Source organism: Nocardia miyunensis NBRC 108239 (genome assembly GCF_001613065.1).
Taxonomy (GTDB): domain Bacteria; phylum Actinomycetota; class Actinomycetes; order Mycobacteriales; family Mycobacteriaceae; genus Nocardia; species Nocardia miyunensis.
This window is the reverse complement of sequence record NZ_BDBQ01000047.1, coordinates 42313-57572: the sequence shown is the minus strand read 5'-3', so window position 1 is coordinate 57572 and position 15260 is coordinate 42313. Positions and strand designations below refer to the sequence as shown.

General features: G+C 66.2%; 16 protein-coding genes. 3 read left to right on the top strand and 13 right to left on the bottom strand.

Going from position 1 to position 15260, the window contains the following annotated elements; translation table 11 throughout:
- Nucleotides 1–66: 66 nt before the first annotated feature.
- The 10 genes from NM2_RS20280 to NM2_RS20235 form a co-directional block, all read right to left on the bottom strand.
- The gene (locus tag NM2_RS20280; RefSeq protein ID WP_067670947.1) at nt 67–489 is read right to left on the bottom strand and encodes an SRPBCC family protein; all 423 of its coding nucleotides are present in this window, start codon (nt 487–489) and stop codon (nt 67–69) included.
- Between the two features lie 45 nt (nt 490–534).
- Nucleotides 535–1767: an acyl-CoA dehydrogenase family protein gene (locus tag NM2_RS20275; RefSeq protein ID WP_067670941.1), complete on the bottom strand. Its 1233-nt coding sequence runs from the start codon at nt 1765–1767 to the stop codon at nt 535–537.
- Nucleotides 1764–2249 carry a flavin reductase family protein gene (locus NM2_RS20270; RefSeq protein ID WP_067670938.1) on the bottom strand — a complete coding sequence of 162 codons (486 nt, stop codon included), beginning with the start codon at nt 2247–2249 and terminating at the stop codon, nt 1764–1766. The genes NM2_RS20275 and NM2_RS20270 overlap by 4 nt, the downstream gene beginning before the upstream one ends.
- A 93-nt stretch (nt 2250–2342) precedes the next feature.
- A complete protein-coding gene (locus NM2_RS20265; RefSeq protein WP_067670935.1) occupies nt 2343–2801 on the bottom strand; it encodes a hypothetical protein in 459 nt (152 codons plus the stop codon).
- A 33-nt stretch (nt 2802–2834) separates the two neighbouring features.
- A complete protein-coding gene (locus NM2_RS20260; protein WP_067670932.1) occupies nt 2835–4244 on the bottom strand; it encodes an MmgE/PrpD family protein in 1410 nt (469 codons plus the stop codon).
- 11 nt (nt 4245–4255) lie between these two features.
- The gene (locus tag NM2_RS20255) at nt 4256–5485 is read right to left on the bottom strand and encodes an acyl-CoA dehydrogenase family protein (protein WP_067670929.1); all 1230 of its coding nucleotides are present in this window, start codon (nt 5483–5485) and stop codon (nt 4256–4258) included.
- 12 nt (nt 5486–5497) lie between these two features.
- A complete protein-coding gene (locus NM2_RS20250; protein ID WP_169816203.1) occupies nt 5498–6523 on the bottom strand; it encodes an alpha/beta hydrolase in 1026 nt (341 codons plus the stop codon).
- A gap of 221 nt (nt 6524–6744) precedes the next feature.
- On the bottom strand, nt 6745–7839 hold the full coding sequence (locus NM2_RS20245) for an LLM class flavin-dependent oxidoreductase (RefSeq protein ID WP_067670923.1): 1095 nt from the start codon (nt 7837–7839) through the stop codon (nt 6745–6747).
- Between the two features lie 19 nt (nt 7840–7858).
- The gene (locus tag NM2_RS20240) at nt 7859–8803 is read right to left on the bottom strand and encodes a fumarylacetoacetate hydrolase family protein (RefSeq protein WP_067670920.1); all 945 of its coding nucleotides are present in this window, start codon (nt 8801–8803) and stop codon (nt 7859–7861) included.
- A 46-nt stretch (nt 8804–8849) separates the two neighbouring features.
- Complete coding sequence (locus NM2_RS20235; protein WP_067670917.1) at nt 8850–10058, bottom strand: acyl-CoA dehydrogenase family protein; 1209 nt, start codon at nt 10056–10058, stop codon at nt 8850–8852.
- A 250-nt stretch (nt 10059–10308) separates the two neighbouring features.
- Here NM2_RS20235 and NM2_RS20230 point away from each other — a divergent pair, with 250 nt between their 5' ends.
- The 3 genes from NM2_RS20230 (at nt 10309) to NM2_RS20220 (ending at nt 12355) form a co-directional block, all read left to right on the top strand.
- Nucleotides 10309–10842, top strand: coding sequence for a VOC family protein (locus NM2_RS20230; protein ID WP_067670914.1), 534 nt, complete (start codon nt 10309–10311; stop codon nt 10840–10842).
- Between the two features lie 16 nt (nt 10843–10858).
- The gene (locus tag NM2_RS20225) at nt 10859–11392 is read left to right on the top strand and encodes a VOC family protein (protein ID WP_067670911.1); all 534 of its coding nucleotides are present in this window, start codon (nt 10859–10861) and stop codon (nt 11390–11392) included.
- 105 nt (nt 11393–11497) lie between these two features.
- The gene (locus NM2_RS20220) at nt 11498–12355 is read left to right on the top strand and encodes an IclR family transcriptional regulator (protein WP_067670909.1); all 858 of its coding nucleotides are present in this window, start codon (nt 11498–11500) and stop codon (nt 12353–12355) included.
- 20 nt (nt 12356–12375) lie between these two features.
- Here the strand turns inward: NM2_RS20220 and NM2_RS20215 are convergent, their stop codons facing one another.
- Genes NM2_RS20215 through NM2_RS20205 form a run of 3 tightly spaced genes read right to left on the bottom strand, consistent with a single transcriptional unit; the run spans nt 12376 to nt 15141 of the window.
- Nucleotides 12376–13191: an SDR family NAD(P)-dependent oxidoreductase gene (locus NM2_RS20215; protein ID WP_157121194.1), complete on the bottom strand. Its 816-nt coding sequence runs from the start codon at nt 13189–13191 to the stop codon at nt 12376–12378.
- Entirely contained in the window at nt 13188–13745 is a 558-nt protein-coding gene (locus NM2_RS20210) for a hypothetical protein (RefSeq protein ID WP_067670903.1), read from the bottom strand. Before NM2_RS20210 ends, NM2_RS20215 begins: the two co-directional genes overlap by 4 nt.
- A 1-nt stretch (nt 13746) precedes the next feature.
- Nucleotides 13747–15141, bottom strand: coding sequence for an FAD-dependent oxidoreductase (locus NM2_RS20205; protein ID WP_067670901.1), 1395 nt, complete (start codon nt 15139–15141; stop codon nt 13747–13749).
- Between the last annotated feature and the right edge of the window lie 119 nt (nt 15142–15260).

Below are 15260 nucleotides of genomic sequence, written 5' to 3'. Positions count from 1 at the left end.
ATCACGTTGGGACGCAACGTCTCTCGGGTCGGACAGACAGCGGCTATCGCTTCGGCAGCGGTGCTCTCACGTCCGCTCACCGAACCTGGCGGCGAGCTGGCTCAGCGCGGTCTCGACGTCGTGTGTCGCGCCGGCGCGCGCCGCTTCCTCGATCTCATCGGGCAGCACGAGCATGACCTCGTACCGGACGGTGCTGCCGCCGTCGTCGGGGGTGACCACGAAGGTCGCGGCCATCTCGGTGGACGGCACCGGTTGGCCCGGCAACGGTGAGTACGCATAGGTGCGTGCGCTGTCATCGCGGCTGACGACGCGGTCCAGGATCGTGCGCCCGCTCGTGAAATTCACCTCCCGCACCCCGTCGTCACCGACCCGCACCGACCCGATATGCGGTTGCCATTCGGCGTATCTCGAGAAGTCGCTCACGAACTCCCACACCACATCCGCGTCCGCGCTCAGCGAAAGAGCGCGCTCGACTCGTACCCGTCCCATCCGGCTCTCGGCTCCTTCATGTATCGGTTGTCCATCTCTGCCGGATCAGACCGGGTCCGACCCGAAGTAGACGCTCGCGAAAACGCGCGAGGCGGTGGTCGCCCTCGGGAACACGTTGGTGCGCGCCATCGAGAAGTCCCGGTAGTAGCGCTGCATGCGCGAGCCGTTCCGCGGGCCCTCACTGCTGCCCGCGGTACTGAAGAGCAATTCGACTGCGTCCCACGCGAGTTCGAAGATCACGAAGTGCGTCGACAGATCCAGGCGCGCCAATCGTTCGGGCCAGTCGCCGTCCGGATTCTCGACGCAGTCGCGGCAGCACTCGGCGAACTTCGCCGCGCCCGCCAGCAAGATGTCCTCGGCGGCATCGATCTTGGCGATCGCCTCGGCGAACCAGCGCTGGTATTGCTCGGCGGTGTGCCGCGGTCGCGGATTGGGACCGGCCGTCTTCTTCTCCCGCAGGAGGCGCTCGTACTCGTCGGCGGCGGCGCGGGCCGTGCCGACGAGGATCGCGCCGATCTCGAGCACTCCGTAACCGTCGGTGATACCGGCATACAACGGGTTGCCGTGCAGCTGATAGCCCGGCGAGTCACGTCCGGTGGGCACATCGCGGATCGATCCCGGCACCAGGAACTCGTCGGGGATCACGGCGCCTTCGACGGAAATGCTGTTCGACCCGCTCCCGGACATGCCGAGTACGGAAGCGGCCCAATCGTCGACGAGGGTCCACTGATCGCGCGGGATGACGACCGTACCCACGGGTGCGGTCGGATCGTCCGTTCCGATCCGCACGCCGAGCATCGCGTGCGTCGCGTACGGCGCGCCCGAGCAGTAGTCCCATCGACCCGAAACAGACCAGCCGTCGGCCACAGGTGTTGCCGTACCCATCGGAATGGGACGCAATGGTGCGGCGAAGTGACCCGAACCGTAGACCGCGTCCTGAGCCGCCCGAGAGAAGAAGCTCGCCATCTCGATGTGGTGTCCGGCGGCCAGGCACAGACACCACCCCGTGCCAGGACAGCCGCGGGCGATCTCGACGATCACCTTCAGGAACGAGGCGACGTCGAACTCGTAGCCGCCGTAGGCGCGCGGCTGCTGCATGCGGTAGAAGCCGGCCTTCGCGAACAGATCATGCGTCCGCGGCGAGTAGGTGCCGCGCGCCTCGGTCGCCGCCTGTTCGTCGCGAAGCGTGCCGCGCAGCGCACGGGCGCGTTCGATCATGACCGCCGCCGTCACGTCCGGCTCGGGCGTGGTGTGCGCCGCGACCGCCGAGATGTTCACGCCGACTCACGTGCGGCGGCGAGGTTCCCGTAACGGCCGCGGAAGAAGATGAGCGGTACCGCCTCCTCGGCGGCCTCCAAACCGAGTACCCGAGCCACGGCGATGGTGTGGTCACCGCCGTCGTATTCGGTCTCGAGCTCCACGTCGATCCATGCCACGGCCTCGTCGAGCCCGGGTCCGCCGATGCGTTCGTGCCAGCCCACGCCGTTGAATCGGTCGCCCTTACCGGCGAACTGCCGACTCAGCGGCTCGTGATGTTCGGCCAGCACGTTCACGCACAGCCGACCGGCCGCACGCAGGTCCGGCCAGGTCGAGGACGAACGCGCGGGACAGAACAGGATCAGGGCCGGGTCGAGGGACAGCGAGGTCACGCTGTTGGCCGCCATACCGATGGGCCCCTCGTCGCCGCGTGCGGTCAGCACGGTGACCCCGGTCGGCAGGTGGCCGAGGACTCGGCGATAGAGCTCGGGTCGAATATCCACTTTCGCGAATTCCGAAGGTGATCGGAGGTCCCGGTCAGGCAGAGACGGAGTGGGAGCGCTCATGGTGAAACCTTTCGTTTTCGTTGCGTCGGATCACGCCACCGCGGCCGTCGGTGCGTCCGCGGTGGCGGGCGAAGCACACGTCAGAACCCAGCCAGAGATCGTCGATGCCACCGTGTATCCGCGGTCGCTCAGCGATCGGGTGACAGCCTCGAGCAACGCGGGGTCCTCCGCGTGAGTCGAGTCGACCAACAGCAGGCCGTCGGCGATGTTCAGCAACCGCATGTCGGCGGCGAGACTCGCCACGGCTCTGGGGATCGCGCGAACGGTGACTCCCTCGGGGCGATCCGTTCGCACCTTGCCGATCAGCGAGACCCGCAGCAGCAGCTTGACGCTGTCGCCGTACTCTCCGCGCAACTGGCGGGACGCCTTCTGCGCGGCCGCGAGGTCGGGACAATCGAGGATCACCGGGCCGAGGTCGCCGCTCTCGGCCGTCGCCGGTACGAACGTGCTACGACGCGAACCGCGCATGAGGTAGATGTCAATCTCCATGGGAGCCTCCAATTCTCGGCATTCTCGATGTGATCACCGACGAGCCCGCGACCTGGCCAGCGCGAAAACCGGCTCGACCGAGTCCAGCTTCTCGGCCCGGCGGACCAGGTCGACCACCTCGTCGAGGGTCTCCTCGCCGCCGGGTAGGCCATCCGCTCCGCCGCGCAATCGCTCGGCCAGGACGTCGAATGTCCAGAGCATGTCGGCATAGTCGAGTGAGTCGGTGTACATGTGGCCGTCGAGCGTCTCCACCTCGATGGTCGGGGAGAACATCGGCTGTCCGTGCACCCCGATCAAGGTGAATCGCGTGAGATAGTCGAGAATCGTTGTGTCAGAAGCTATCCCGGCGCGCGACTGGCCCACGATCGGGTAGTCGCCGCTGAGCAGCACGTGCGCGACGTAGTACGGCGTGGAACCGATCCGCGGCGCGGAGACGTTCGCGATCTTCGGGAAAGCCGGGCTCGGATAGAGCGTCTCGAGATAGTTGAGGCGAATGGTCACCGACCGCACGTCCGTCGCGCTGAGTTCGTACTTCTGCTTCATCGCGCGGATCAGCTCGATGGGGCCCTGGTTGTAGCCCGAGCAGGCGTAGAGCCGGTACATCACCTGCAGGAGACGGTAATCGCGACCCAATCCGTCGGTGAGGCTCGCGAGATCGAGGGACAGCGGGCCGTCGAACACGTACGACAGCCGCCCGTCCCGGCTGCCGGCGAAGCCGTTGAGGAATCCGGCATCGCCTTCGATGACGGTCTCGGATCCCTTGATATCCCCGAGCGCCGCGGTCATGGCGGCGAAGGTGCCCTGCCGTGCCGCAACGGCCTCGTGGATGACCCGTTCGCCGCCGCCCGCACGGCCGTCCTCGTTGAGTCCGCCCGCACAGTTCGCCGCGATCGCGATCGCGGCCACCAGTCCGTCCTCGTCGAGGTCGAGCAACTTACCGGAGACCATCGCCGCACCCATGGTCGAGAACACCGGCGACGGCCGGAAACCGTGCGCGGACACGGTCGGGATGAAGTCGTGGGCGAGGCGGCATTCGAACTCGTAGCCGACCGCCAGCGCGGTGATGACGTCCCGCATGCCCTTTCCGGACAGCTCGGCGTTGGTGAGCGCGGCCGCGATCAGGGACGGGCCGGGGTGGGTCAACATGCGGTACGAGTCGTAGAGCCCCGCGCAGTGGAACAGCTCGCAGTTGGCGAACACCGCCCCGCCGCGGGTCACGGGCACCGAACGGCCGAAGACCGACGCCCCGCCGGGATGGTGTTCCTCGACCTCGATCTGCCGCACCAACGCCGTCCCGTGCTCGTCGGCCTGTCCGTGCAGACCGGCGACGAGATGTAACAGTATGAGCGACTTGATCTTTGCGACGACCTCGGACGGCAGGTCATCGAATGTGGTGGTGGCGGCCCAGCGGGCGAACTGCCGGCTGATCGACGCAACGGGCATCTCGAATTCTCCTATCCCGCAAGACTGTCCAGTGGCTCGTAGCCGTCGAGCCGCAGCCAGGACTGGATACGGCAGATGTCGGGCGTGCCGAATTCGTGCAGATGCCCCCACGCGCTGCGGATGTAGCCCTCGATCGGCAGGTCCTTCAATGCCCCTCGGCCGCCCCATATCTCGGCGGCGCGAGCGGCCGTGCCCGTCTGCACATCGTGTGCGGCCATGGCGCACAGGTTCACCCCGAGGGTGTCGAAGACCACCTTGCCGGTCTTGGCCGCCTCGTCGACCTCCCATGCCGTCCGGTACACCTTGAGCCGCAGGTCCTCGATCATCGAATGCATCTCGGCGAGTTTCATGCCGACGTTCGAGTGCTCATAGATGGGCTTGCCGCCCTGCACGCGCCGCTTCGCCTCGGCCTTGGTGAGCTCGTAGATCTTCTGGGCCTCGCCGACGACGCTCGCGGGCCACAGCAGGTTGTACACCGAACGGCCTTCCCAGATGAGGAAGCCCTTGTTCTCCTCACCCAGGAGATTGGCAACCGGAACACGCACATCATCGAAGAGGGGGTCTCCGTTGGGCCGCAGCCCCTCGGTCATGAATTCGTTGAAACGCTGTACGGAGTAGCCCTCGGTGGTCGTGGGCACCATGATGCAGCTCATCGAGCGGGACAGCGGTCCGCGCTTGTCGGTGCGCAGCCAGACGAACAGCAGGTTGGTCGTGACACTGCCGATGAAGCACTTCTCGCCGTTGATGACGTACTCGTCGCCGTCTCGGAAGGCGAATGTCGCCAGACCCGATCCCGGCGCGTCGTTCGCCAGCCGGGGATCGACGCCGTGACCGGGCTCGGTGCACGCCGAACCCATCAGGAATCCCGGGTCGCTCGCGAGCGTCGAGAAGATCCACTCCTTCTGCTGTTCGGTGCCGAACGCCGCCAGGTCACCGCACAGTTTCCACGACGACTGGAGGAACGCCGCCGCGACGCTCGCGTACTGTGCGATGGCCTCGGTCGCGACACATTGCGTCAGCAGATCGGCTCCGCCGCCGCCGTACTCCTCGGGCACCACCAGCGTCTTGAGACCGATGTCGAGGAGCTTGCGCATGAAGCCCTGCTCCCGCGCGTACGGCACCCGGTCGAGCGCGGGACGGCCCATGATCTCCCGGACGAACTTCTCGGTGACCTCGCGCTTGCCGAAGTCCTTGATCACCCCGACGAGATCCGACTGTTCTTCGCTCAGCCGAAAATCCATGTGCCCGTTCCTCTATCCCTCGATCGGCCGGTCGATCTTCGACAGCCAGCCGGTCACCACGTCCAGTACCTCGTCGTTGTTGCGCTCGAGCATCATCAGATGCCCGTTGCCGCGCACACCGTGGTCGGGCAGGAACAGATGATCGACCCTGCCGCAACCGGCCTGACGGAGATATTCGACGGTGCCCACGTCGGTCGCCGTCTGCGGCGAGCACTCACTGGTCACCACCGCCATCGGGATGTCGGCGAGGTTCGGCAGCCGTCGAGGCGGATCCGCCTGCATCCGGACGACCGCTCCCCCGATCGTCCGCTCGACGATGACGAGCTCGGCCGGATCGGATACCGGCGGATCGTAGGTGATCGGCGAACTGGTCAGCCCCCAGGCGAGCGGAGCACGGCCGCTCGGGCCGACGGGCTCGAGACCCACGAGCGCGCGGACCAGGTCCGGACGCTCGTCGGCCATCAGCCATCCCACCGGACCACCCGCGGAGTTCGTGATCACGATCGCGGGGCCGATCCGGTCCAGCAGTTCCGCGGCGCGCTCGCGCATCACCGCGTAGTGCGAATCGCGGTCGAACGGCGTCTGGCGTTGCGAGGCGAGCACTTGCGCGAGGGCTGGATCGTCGAGCTCTCCCGTGCCGGGCCACTGGGTGTGGGCGGCATCGTCACGTCCCGCGAACGCCATGCCGATGAATTCCGCCGCCGGAAGCGGTCCCGGCGGCCCTGCCGACTCTGCCTCGAATACGCTGCGCGGCGAGCGTCCGTGACCGACGCGGTCGACCAGATACACCGTGTATCCGCGCTGCAGCAGCAGCGTGCGCCACCCCGGTCGGCCGTCCGGTGTACTGATCCAGTCGACCGCCTGCCCCCCGCCGCCGTGCACCAGGACGATGGGGTACGGCTGCGTCTGTTCCTCGGGCACCTGATACTCGACGTACATCTGCGTGCCGTCGGCGATGGTCTGGCCGTCCTTCGACGTGTAATGCACGCCGACCCAGAAACACCCCTGATCGGCGAGACGCACCCCGGTCCCGGTCACGCTGTGTCCGCTGGGCACGACCGGGGGGCCTACGTGGTTACGCTCCGCTGCCGCCTCCGGCCCCGACCCGGTCATGCGGTGTCCGCTGGGCACGACCGGGGGGCCTGCGTGGTTACGCTCCGCTGCCGCCTCCGGCCCTGACCCGGTCATGCTGCGCTTTTCGGGCATGACCGGGGGGCCTACGTGGTTACGCTCCGCTGCCGCCTCCGGCCCTGACCCGGTCATGCCGGGACCCCGGTCGGCGCCACCGTGGTCGCGGAGTTCCGCTCGCGAAGGACCGGCATGACCTCCTGCGCGAACAGCCTCGACTCTTCGTCGGAGAAGCATTCGATGAGCAGGCGGCGGGTACCGGTCTCGTCGATGATGCCCTGCAGGTTCTCGATGATCTCGTCCGGAGTGCCCATGATGGCCAATTCGGGCAATGCGTTGTCCTGCTTGCTCATTGCCACTTCGCCGTCGGTTTGCGACAGCTTCCGGCCGTTCTTCTCGTACTGCCCGCGGAATCGCCCGAGGGCGCCGGCGAAACGGTCCAGGCGCTCCTTGATCTCGGCGCGTGTCTCCCCGATCGCGACGAACCGCTCGATCATGACGTTCGCACCGGAAAGGCTGTGCCCGTGGGCGATTCCCTCGGCGATATAGGTCTTGACCGCCGCGGCGTGCTGATCGTTGCTGCCGCTGTTGCGCATGACGTTCCAGCCGTAGCGAGCGGCCATCTTCATGGTCTCGTCGCTCGTTCCACCGACCCACACGGGCAGTGGTTCCTGCAGTGGCCGGGTCGCGATCGTGGTCGGGGTGTCGACCGAGTAGAACTCGCCGTCGTAGGTGACGTCGCGTTCGGTGAGCAGCAACCAGATCAGCTCGGCGGCTTCCAGCCATGCCCGCCGGCCCTCGTCGGGAGGTAGGTCGCGACCCGTCTGCGCGGCCCACTCACGGGGCGTGCCCCGGCCGATGCCCAATTCGAATCGGCCATTGCTGAGCAAGTCCAGCGTCCCGGCCTCTTCCGCCGCACGGATCGGCCGGTGCAATGGCACCACGGTGACCGCGGTGCCCAACCGGATCGAACTCGTCTTCACCGCCGCTGCGGCGAGCAGCATGTTCGGTGACGGACACACCATGCTCGGCGCATGATGCTCGGTGACGGTGAGACCGTCGTACCCGAGTTCCTCTGCCAGCCCCGCGAATTCGACGAAATTGTCGATCTGCCGTTGCTGCCAGCGGGGATCGTACACGTCGTAGTCCGGCTCCTGTGTGTGCAGGCCGACCGCGTAGGTGTGAATGAATTTGAGCTTTTCCGGCTCGTCGCTGATCGCGCTCATCGTGCTGCCCTGTCTCTGCCTAGACACCCTTGACAGCGGGTGTGTATTTACCGTTGATCTGCGGCGTCTGCCCCTCGAGTCCCTGCTGTTTGCGCTGGGCCCTGGACTCGCGCTTCCACTCGCGCTCGAGGTCGTCGCGCACCCTGACCTTCAGCCGTCCGAGCCCGGCGCATTCGAGCTCGATCACGTCGCCGTTCTGGAAGGGATTCAGGCCGCCGTGGTTGGTGCCGGTGGCGAGGATGTCGCCGGGCTCGAGCGGATGGATGGAGCTCACCCATTCGATGCACTTGGCGATGCTGTACGCCATGTCGTCGGTGTTGAAGTCCTGGAACAACGTCCCGTTGTTCCAGAGTTTGACGTCGACGTTCTGCGGGTCCGGAATCTCGTCCGCGGTGACCAGGTAGGGGCCGATCGGCGCGAACGTCTCGCGGGACTTGCGCCGGTAGATCTGGCTGCGCGGACCGCCCAACCCGCGGGCGGAACCATCGATGAAGTTGAGGTAACCGAACACGTGGTCCAGCGCGTCGGCCTCGGAGACGTGCGAGGCGGGCTTGCCGATGACCACGGCGAGCTCGGCCTCACCCTCGAATATCGTGAGGGGTTCGTCCGGCATGACCATCGTGTCGCCGTGTCCGATGATGGTGTTCGCCGATCTGAGGAAGGCATCGATCCGCGGCGGTTCGGGCCGGGTGCCGTATTCCAGGTAATTGGCGTGCATGCACACGAAGTTCGCCGGACGCGGCAGCGGGGGACGAACGCGGACCGATTCCAGGGGCACGCCGCTGCTGCGCGCGACGAACTCCTCGATCGGAGCTCGCAACTGCGCGAACTGCTCGATGACGCCGACGATCACGTCCTCGCGCCTGGCCCGCGGCACGGACGCCACGACGTCGTCGATGTCGACCACGGAGTCGCCATCCTTCAGGACGCCGAGCCGGAAGTCGTCGAAATACAGGAGCTTCATCGTTCCCCAATCCATCGGATGAGTTGTTGTGTGGATCTGATGCGGTTCATGCGAGCGCCCCGGTGAGTTCGTCGGAGTTCTTGATGCCGAGGGAAAGATCGGCGTAGGCCTGCGCTCGGGACTCCCAGTGCATCGATGCCTGCGCCAATGCCGTGTGGACGTCCCGCATCGCGCGCTGCAGCGGATGGGTGTCGAAAATGCCACTGGCCCCGACCGCGCCGTGCAGGCGGTCGATGCACTGCCGGGCCAGGCGCCCGACGTAGGCGGCGTCTCGCGTGAGACGCACCTGCAATTCGACCGGGATCGGCTCGGCGTCGCGGGCGTGCCGCATCACCGCCCGGGTATCGGTCTCCATCATGTAGCGCGCGGCGTCGGCCTCGGCCGCCGATTCCGCGAGAGCGAGCTTGACGGCCTCCGATTGAGCTACCCGGCCGCTCTTGCGGCGCAGGTCGCGAGCGACGTCCTCGAAGGTGTCGACCGCGCCCAACGCCATCCCGATCGTCGGCGCCGAGTTCACGAACGGGGCGACCTGCGACCGGGGCGCGCGCAGCAGGTCGAAAGCCGGGTGCAGCGCGATGCCCTCCCCGCGCGCCTCGTAGAGGTCGGTTCGTTTCATCACGCGATGGGCAGGGACGAAGACGTCCGACGCGACATAGGTATTGCTGCCCGTGCCGCGCAATCCGAGCACGAACCAGTCGTCGATCATCTCCAACTCGCTCTTGCGCACCAGGAGCAGATGCGGCTCCGCGGGCCCGTCGCCGCTGTGCGGCGGAACCATTGCTCCCAGGAGCAGCCACTGCGCATGGTCCGAGCCGCTCGCGAAGCCGAATCGGCCGGAGATGCGATATCCGCCGGACACTCGCGCCACCTGGCTCTTGGCGGGGTTCGCGGCCAGGCTGCCTGCGGCAACTGCGTGCGAGTTCTCGCCCCACACCTCTTCTTGGGCCTCGGCGGGATACATGGAGATGAACCAGCAGTGCTCGCTCAGGACCGAGTAGATCCAGCCCGTCGACGCGCAGCCGCGCGAGAGCTCCATGCCGATCTGGGTGTACTCGTAGAGGCCCAGCTCGAAACCCCCGTATCGGCGGGGCTTGAGGGTGTGGAACAACCCCGCGTCCTGAATCGCGTCGAACGACGCGTCGGGTACCCGTCGCGTGCGGTCCGTTTCGGCCGCGCGCTCTTTCAAGGCGGGGGCCAGCGCACGGGCCGCAGCGATGACGTCGTCGCTGCCGAGTTCCCGTGGCCCCGGCGTCATGTCGGCCCGGTCCGACCCAGTTGTGTTGTGACCCTGCATGTTTCGGCGCTTCCATTCCTTCTCGGCCGAGGAGGGCGGCTCGACCCGGCCTCATGTCAACACTGAAAAGTCGAATTAGTTTCCGTACAGTGGAAGGTATCGTCGAGCCCGGTGAAGTGTCAAGAACAATCCATCAAACGCAATGATATTCCTTCTAGTGGAATCTAGGGGTTATCATGCAGCGTCTCTAACTCACGAAAAAGGAGCTGCGATGGCCAAGATCAGCGGCCTGGGGCACGTCGGCCTCTACGTGCACGACATGCCCGCGATGCTCGAGTTCTACACCGAGGTCCTCGGCCTGACGGTGACCGACTGCGACCACGATGCAGGCGTCAGCTACCTCAGCCCGCGCCCGAAGGAGAAGCACACCGAGCTCGCGTTCATCCAGTCCGACGACCAGGAGACGCAGGCGGGCCAGGTCTCTTTCCACGTCGCGAGCCTCGACGATCTCAAGACGCTCTACCGCAAGGTGCGAGACCGCGGCTGCACGTTCGATCGAATCGTGAACCACGGCATCGCGCTGGGCGCGTACTTCCGCGACCTCGAGAACAATCGCGTCGAGATCTACTGGTCCACCGGCATCGACTACCCCCAGCCGTTCGCCATCCACATCGACCTCGACGCCCCCGATGAGGAGTTGCTGCAGCAACTCGACGAACTGCCCCCGCGAGAGGGTACCGGCCCGCACCTCTATGGCCGCGATGTCGGCAAGCGCATCCGGGCCGACGTCGCCACCGAAGCCTGACGAACGGAAGAGAGCTATGTCTGACAACGCACGGGTGATTTCCCTGGGCCATGTGGGTATCGGCGTCAAGGACCTGCCGATGATGATCGACTTCTACACCGAAGTCCTCGGTTTGACCGTCACCGATGGCGGCGCGCCCGGCGGGCACAACGTGTTCATGAGCGCCGATCCGCACAACGAGCACCATCAATTCGTCATGAGCATGCGGGGAGTCCAGGCGAATGCCCAGCCGGTGTCGTTCACCACCGACACCCTCGACGATCTGCGCGATCTGTACCACGCGGTGCGCGATCACGGTGGTTGCACGGACGTTCAGGTTGTCAACCACGGGATCTCCATCAGCTTCTATTTCCTGGACCCCGAGGGAAACCGCATGCAGGTGTACTGGCCGACCGGTGTGGACCATGTCCAGCCCGAATCCGTGGTGATCGACCTCGACCAGAGCAACGACGCGATCCTGAATGCCGTCCGGGCACTGCCGCCACGGGAGACCAGCACGGCGCACCACTACGGCGCCGATGCGGGCAAGCGCCTCGTCTCTGCCGGATAATTGCCCGCCACGAACACCGGTCCGGGCATCCCCGGACCGGTGTTCGTACTGCCGTATGCTTGCTGCACACAGGGAGATCAAGACTTTGCCACGACTGGTTGTGAGATGACGACGAAAAGACCGCACGTCCTGAACGGCGCACGCGTTGCCGCCGAAGGCGATTCGGCCACTCGCGTGCGGGCGGTCGAGCGTGCCGGCCAGATTGTCACGGCACTCGCCGAACACCCCTACCCGATGGGCATCGTCGAACTCGCACATCGGGTGCAGCTGTCCCCCGGCAGTGTGCACCGGCTGCTCGCGACGCTGATCCGAATCGGCTGGGTGGAACAGAACCTGCGAACAGCCAAGTACCGCTTGGGCACTCGCATGCTCGGTATCGGTACCACAGCGCTCATCACCAATCCGGTGATCCAGCACGGCAAGACCTATATCGCACAGCTGTCCGCCTCGACCGGCCACGACGCCCTGCTGAGCACTCTGGTCGGCCTCCGCGCCGTATACCTGGCACGGACCGCGGGCGTACACGGGCGTCTGGAGTTCGAACCCGGCGTCTCCCAGCCGGCTCACGCGATGGCCGACGGCAAGATGCTGCTGACCTATCTGCCCGAAGAGGAGCGGCGGTATCTGTACGGAACCGAGGGACTGCGGCGCTACACCGACCGCACGATCACCGACCCGGAAGAACTCGAGAAGGAACTCGACAAGATCCGGAAGCAGGGCTACGCGACCGATGACAGCGAGCGCATCGACGGTGTGCGCAGCGTGGCGGTGCCGGTGCTCGACCATGACGGACGGGCCACCCTCGCCATGCTTTCGCTCGTCACGGCCGATACTCCTCCGGAAGAGGACGTCGCACTCGCGAAACGGATGCTGACGATGGCGCGCGAATTCTCCGATCAGCTACAGATGATCGGAGATATGCCGATGCCGGCGGTCGACTTCGCGCGCTACAACCTCGAGTAGTCCCCCGAGGGGGGCCGCGGCTACTGCCGCGACCGGAAACCCTGCTCTGCTCGCTCGAGCATGTACTTACCCAGGTAAGGCCCCCCGTTCACGTCGATCACCGACCCGGTGACGTAGGCGGCCGCGGACGAGGCCAGATAAGCCACGGCATACCCCGTGTCCTCGGCGCGGCCGACTCGTGGCAGGAGTGAACCATAGTCCTGCTGCCAGGTCTGCGAATCGACGCCCTGAAGCGTGCCGGTCGTCGAGATGCCAGCGGGCAGAACCGCATTGACCCGGACATCGTGCGGCGCCATGAGCACCGACAGCGACTGCGTGAGACTGATCATGCCCGCCTTCGCCGCACCGTAGGCCACGTTGTAGGCGGTCGGATGCGTGCCCGCGCCGGACGCGATGTTGATGATGGACCCCTTCTTCTGTTCGATCATCAGGTTGCCGACATCCCGGCAGCACAGGAAGGCCGACTTGAGGGTGAGATCGATGACCGAATCCCAGGCGCGTTCGTCCATCTCCATCATCGACTGTTCGCCACCGGGCATTCCGCCGACGTTGTTGACCAGGACGTCGACCTTCCCGAACTTCTCGACGGTCCGGTCGACCATGCTGCGCACCTGGTCGCCGTTCGTGACGTCGACGCTCAACGGCAACGCCTCGCGCCCGAGTTCGTGGATCCGCTCGACAGCCGCGCCGCAAGCGGAATCGTCGAGATCGACGACGACCACATCCGCACCGGCGGCCGCGACGACGGCGGCGATGCCCTGGCCGATGCCGGATCCGGCCCCGGTCACGATCACGGTCATCCCCGCCAGGGACAGGTCCGAAGAATAAGTCGTCACTGCGCTCGATACCCCTCTGCGTAGCGGGCGGGTGAGGCCGGCCGGAAGACGCCCTGCTCGATCCCCTTCGGCCGTTCGCCGTCGATACTCGCCGCCTCGGCGACCGCCGCGAGTCCCAGGGCGTCGAGGGAGCCGTCCAGGCCGGGCAGCGCGCCGACCCAGGTGAGCCCCGGACTCGTCTCAGCTGCCGCATCCGCGTGACCGGATCGTTCGACGAAGACCACGCGCAGCAGTTCATCGTCGACGGTCAGGAAGACTTCGGGGTCGACGCCCTCGAAGAAGTTTCGTGACCAGTCCACGATGTACGGCCGGTACCCGGCCCACCCCCAGCCGGAAAGGTATTCGGGAGTGGTCAGCGCCTCGGGTGAATCCAGCGCGTACAGCGCGAGGTAGGTCACGCCGTCGGTGGCGCTCACTGCCGAGAAGCGCTGTCCGGCAATGAATCCGGGGCGAGAAAGCAGCCAGTCCTGCTTCTCGCCGCTGTACCAGTGCTCCCAGTCCGCGAGAACAGCTGGGTTCGAGAAGTTACATCGCACGGTGTACAGGCAGGTCATCTCAGCGACTCCCGACCGTTGCCGGAGCCGACTGCGAAGCCGCCTGATTCTCGGCCGCGATCGATTCCGCGGCGATCAGACCCAGCTCGATCGCGACCGCGAGGCCACCGACGTATCCGCCGTGCGGCCCGCCGTGCGCACCACCGGCCGCGCTCCCCACCGCGTACAGGCCGCGGATCGGAAGACCATCGGGCGTAACGACTTTCGAGTTCGCGTCGATCTTCGCGCCGCCCATCGTGAAGGTGACACCAGGCACGACCTTCGCGGCGTGGTAGGGCGTTGTCGCTATCTGCTTGTGTCCGGGGACGGCATTGTGCGCGGCGATCGCCTCCTCCAGCGAGATCGGCGGGACACCAAGTGCCACGGCGAGGTCCGCAAGGGTGTCGGCCGACACGAAATGCCCGCCCCGATCGACGAGGTCGGGATTGGGTACGGCGGTGTTGTACGGGTTGTCCTTGCCTGCGGTCTGCCACAGCTCGTCGTCGAATACCGCGGTGTACCCACGCGGGTCCTCAGCCCGGGCGAGCAGCGTCACCAGCTCCACGCCGGTCGTCGCGGTGTGTGCGAGCAGCCCGCCACTCCGGTCGATCAGCGCACCCTGCAGGCACAGTTTGTCCACCGCCGGATAGGGCCAGAACTCGTCGTCGTCCAGCGCGTTCACCGACACCATGTGCCCGTAGACGCGGCCGAGACCGACTGCACCGGCACCCTGTTCCAACAACATCTTCAGTCCGTCACCGGTCGCCGTCGCCATCGCACGCAGCGCACAGAGTCCCGCGTTGGGACCCACATATCGGCTCAACAGCTCGGAATTGGCCTGGAAGCCGCCGTCTGCGACGACGACGGTGCTCGTCCCGGCCTCGTGAACCGCGCCGCTGGGATCTCGATAGGTCACCAGCCACGTGCCGTGCTCATCGCGGGAGAGACCGGTCGCCGGCGAGCCCAGCAGAACCGTGCCGCCCGCATCGCGGAAGTTCGTGTAGAGCGTCGTGATCATCTTGTCGGGGCCGAACTCCGGCCGGATCCGGCGACCCGTACCCGGACGGTGTGGATACAAGGCGTGCTTCTGGTAAACGACATCGCCTTTCGGGCGGGTTTCGACCCCCTCCCCCGTCAGCCAATCGATCGACTCGCGCGCCTTGGCAGCAAGGGCATCGGCCAACGCCGGGTCGATCTCACCATCGGTCTCCGAGTCGAGCTTGGCCCGCAGATTCTCCACCGTGTCGTCCATCGCCGCCCACGCGAGGTGGACGAGCCCGCCAGAGATCCGGGCGTTGTTGAGCCCTCCGTCGACGTCGCCCTTCTCCAGAACCAACGGCTCGAGCCCGAGTTCTTGCATGCGCCGGGCAGCAGTCATGCCGCCGAGACCGCCGCCGATCACAACACAGTCGACCATGTCGGAAATCTCCTCCTCGATATTGCCTTTTCAGAATTTCATTCCATAGTATGGAAAAAACTTCCTCGGATGGGAAGTCCCAATCTCATCCGACGCGACTCTCGACACCTCTGCGACCA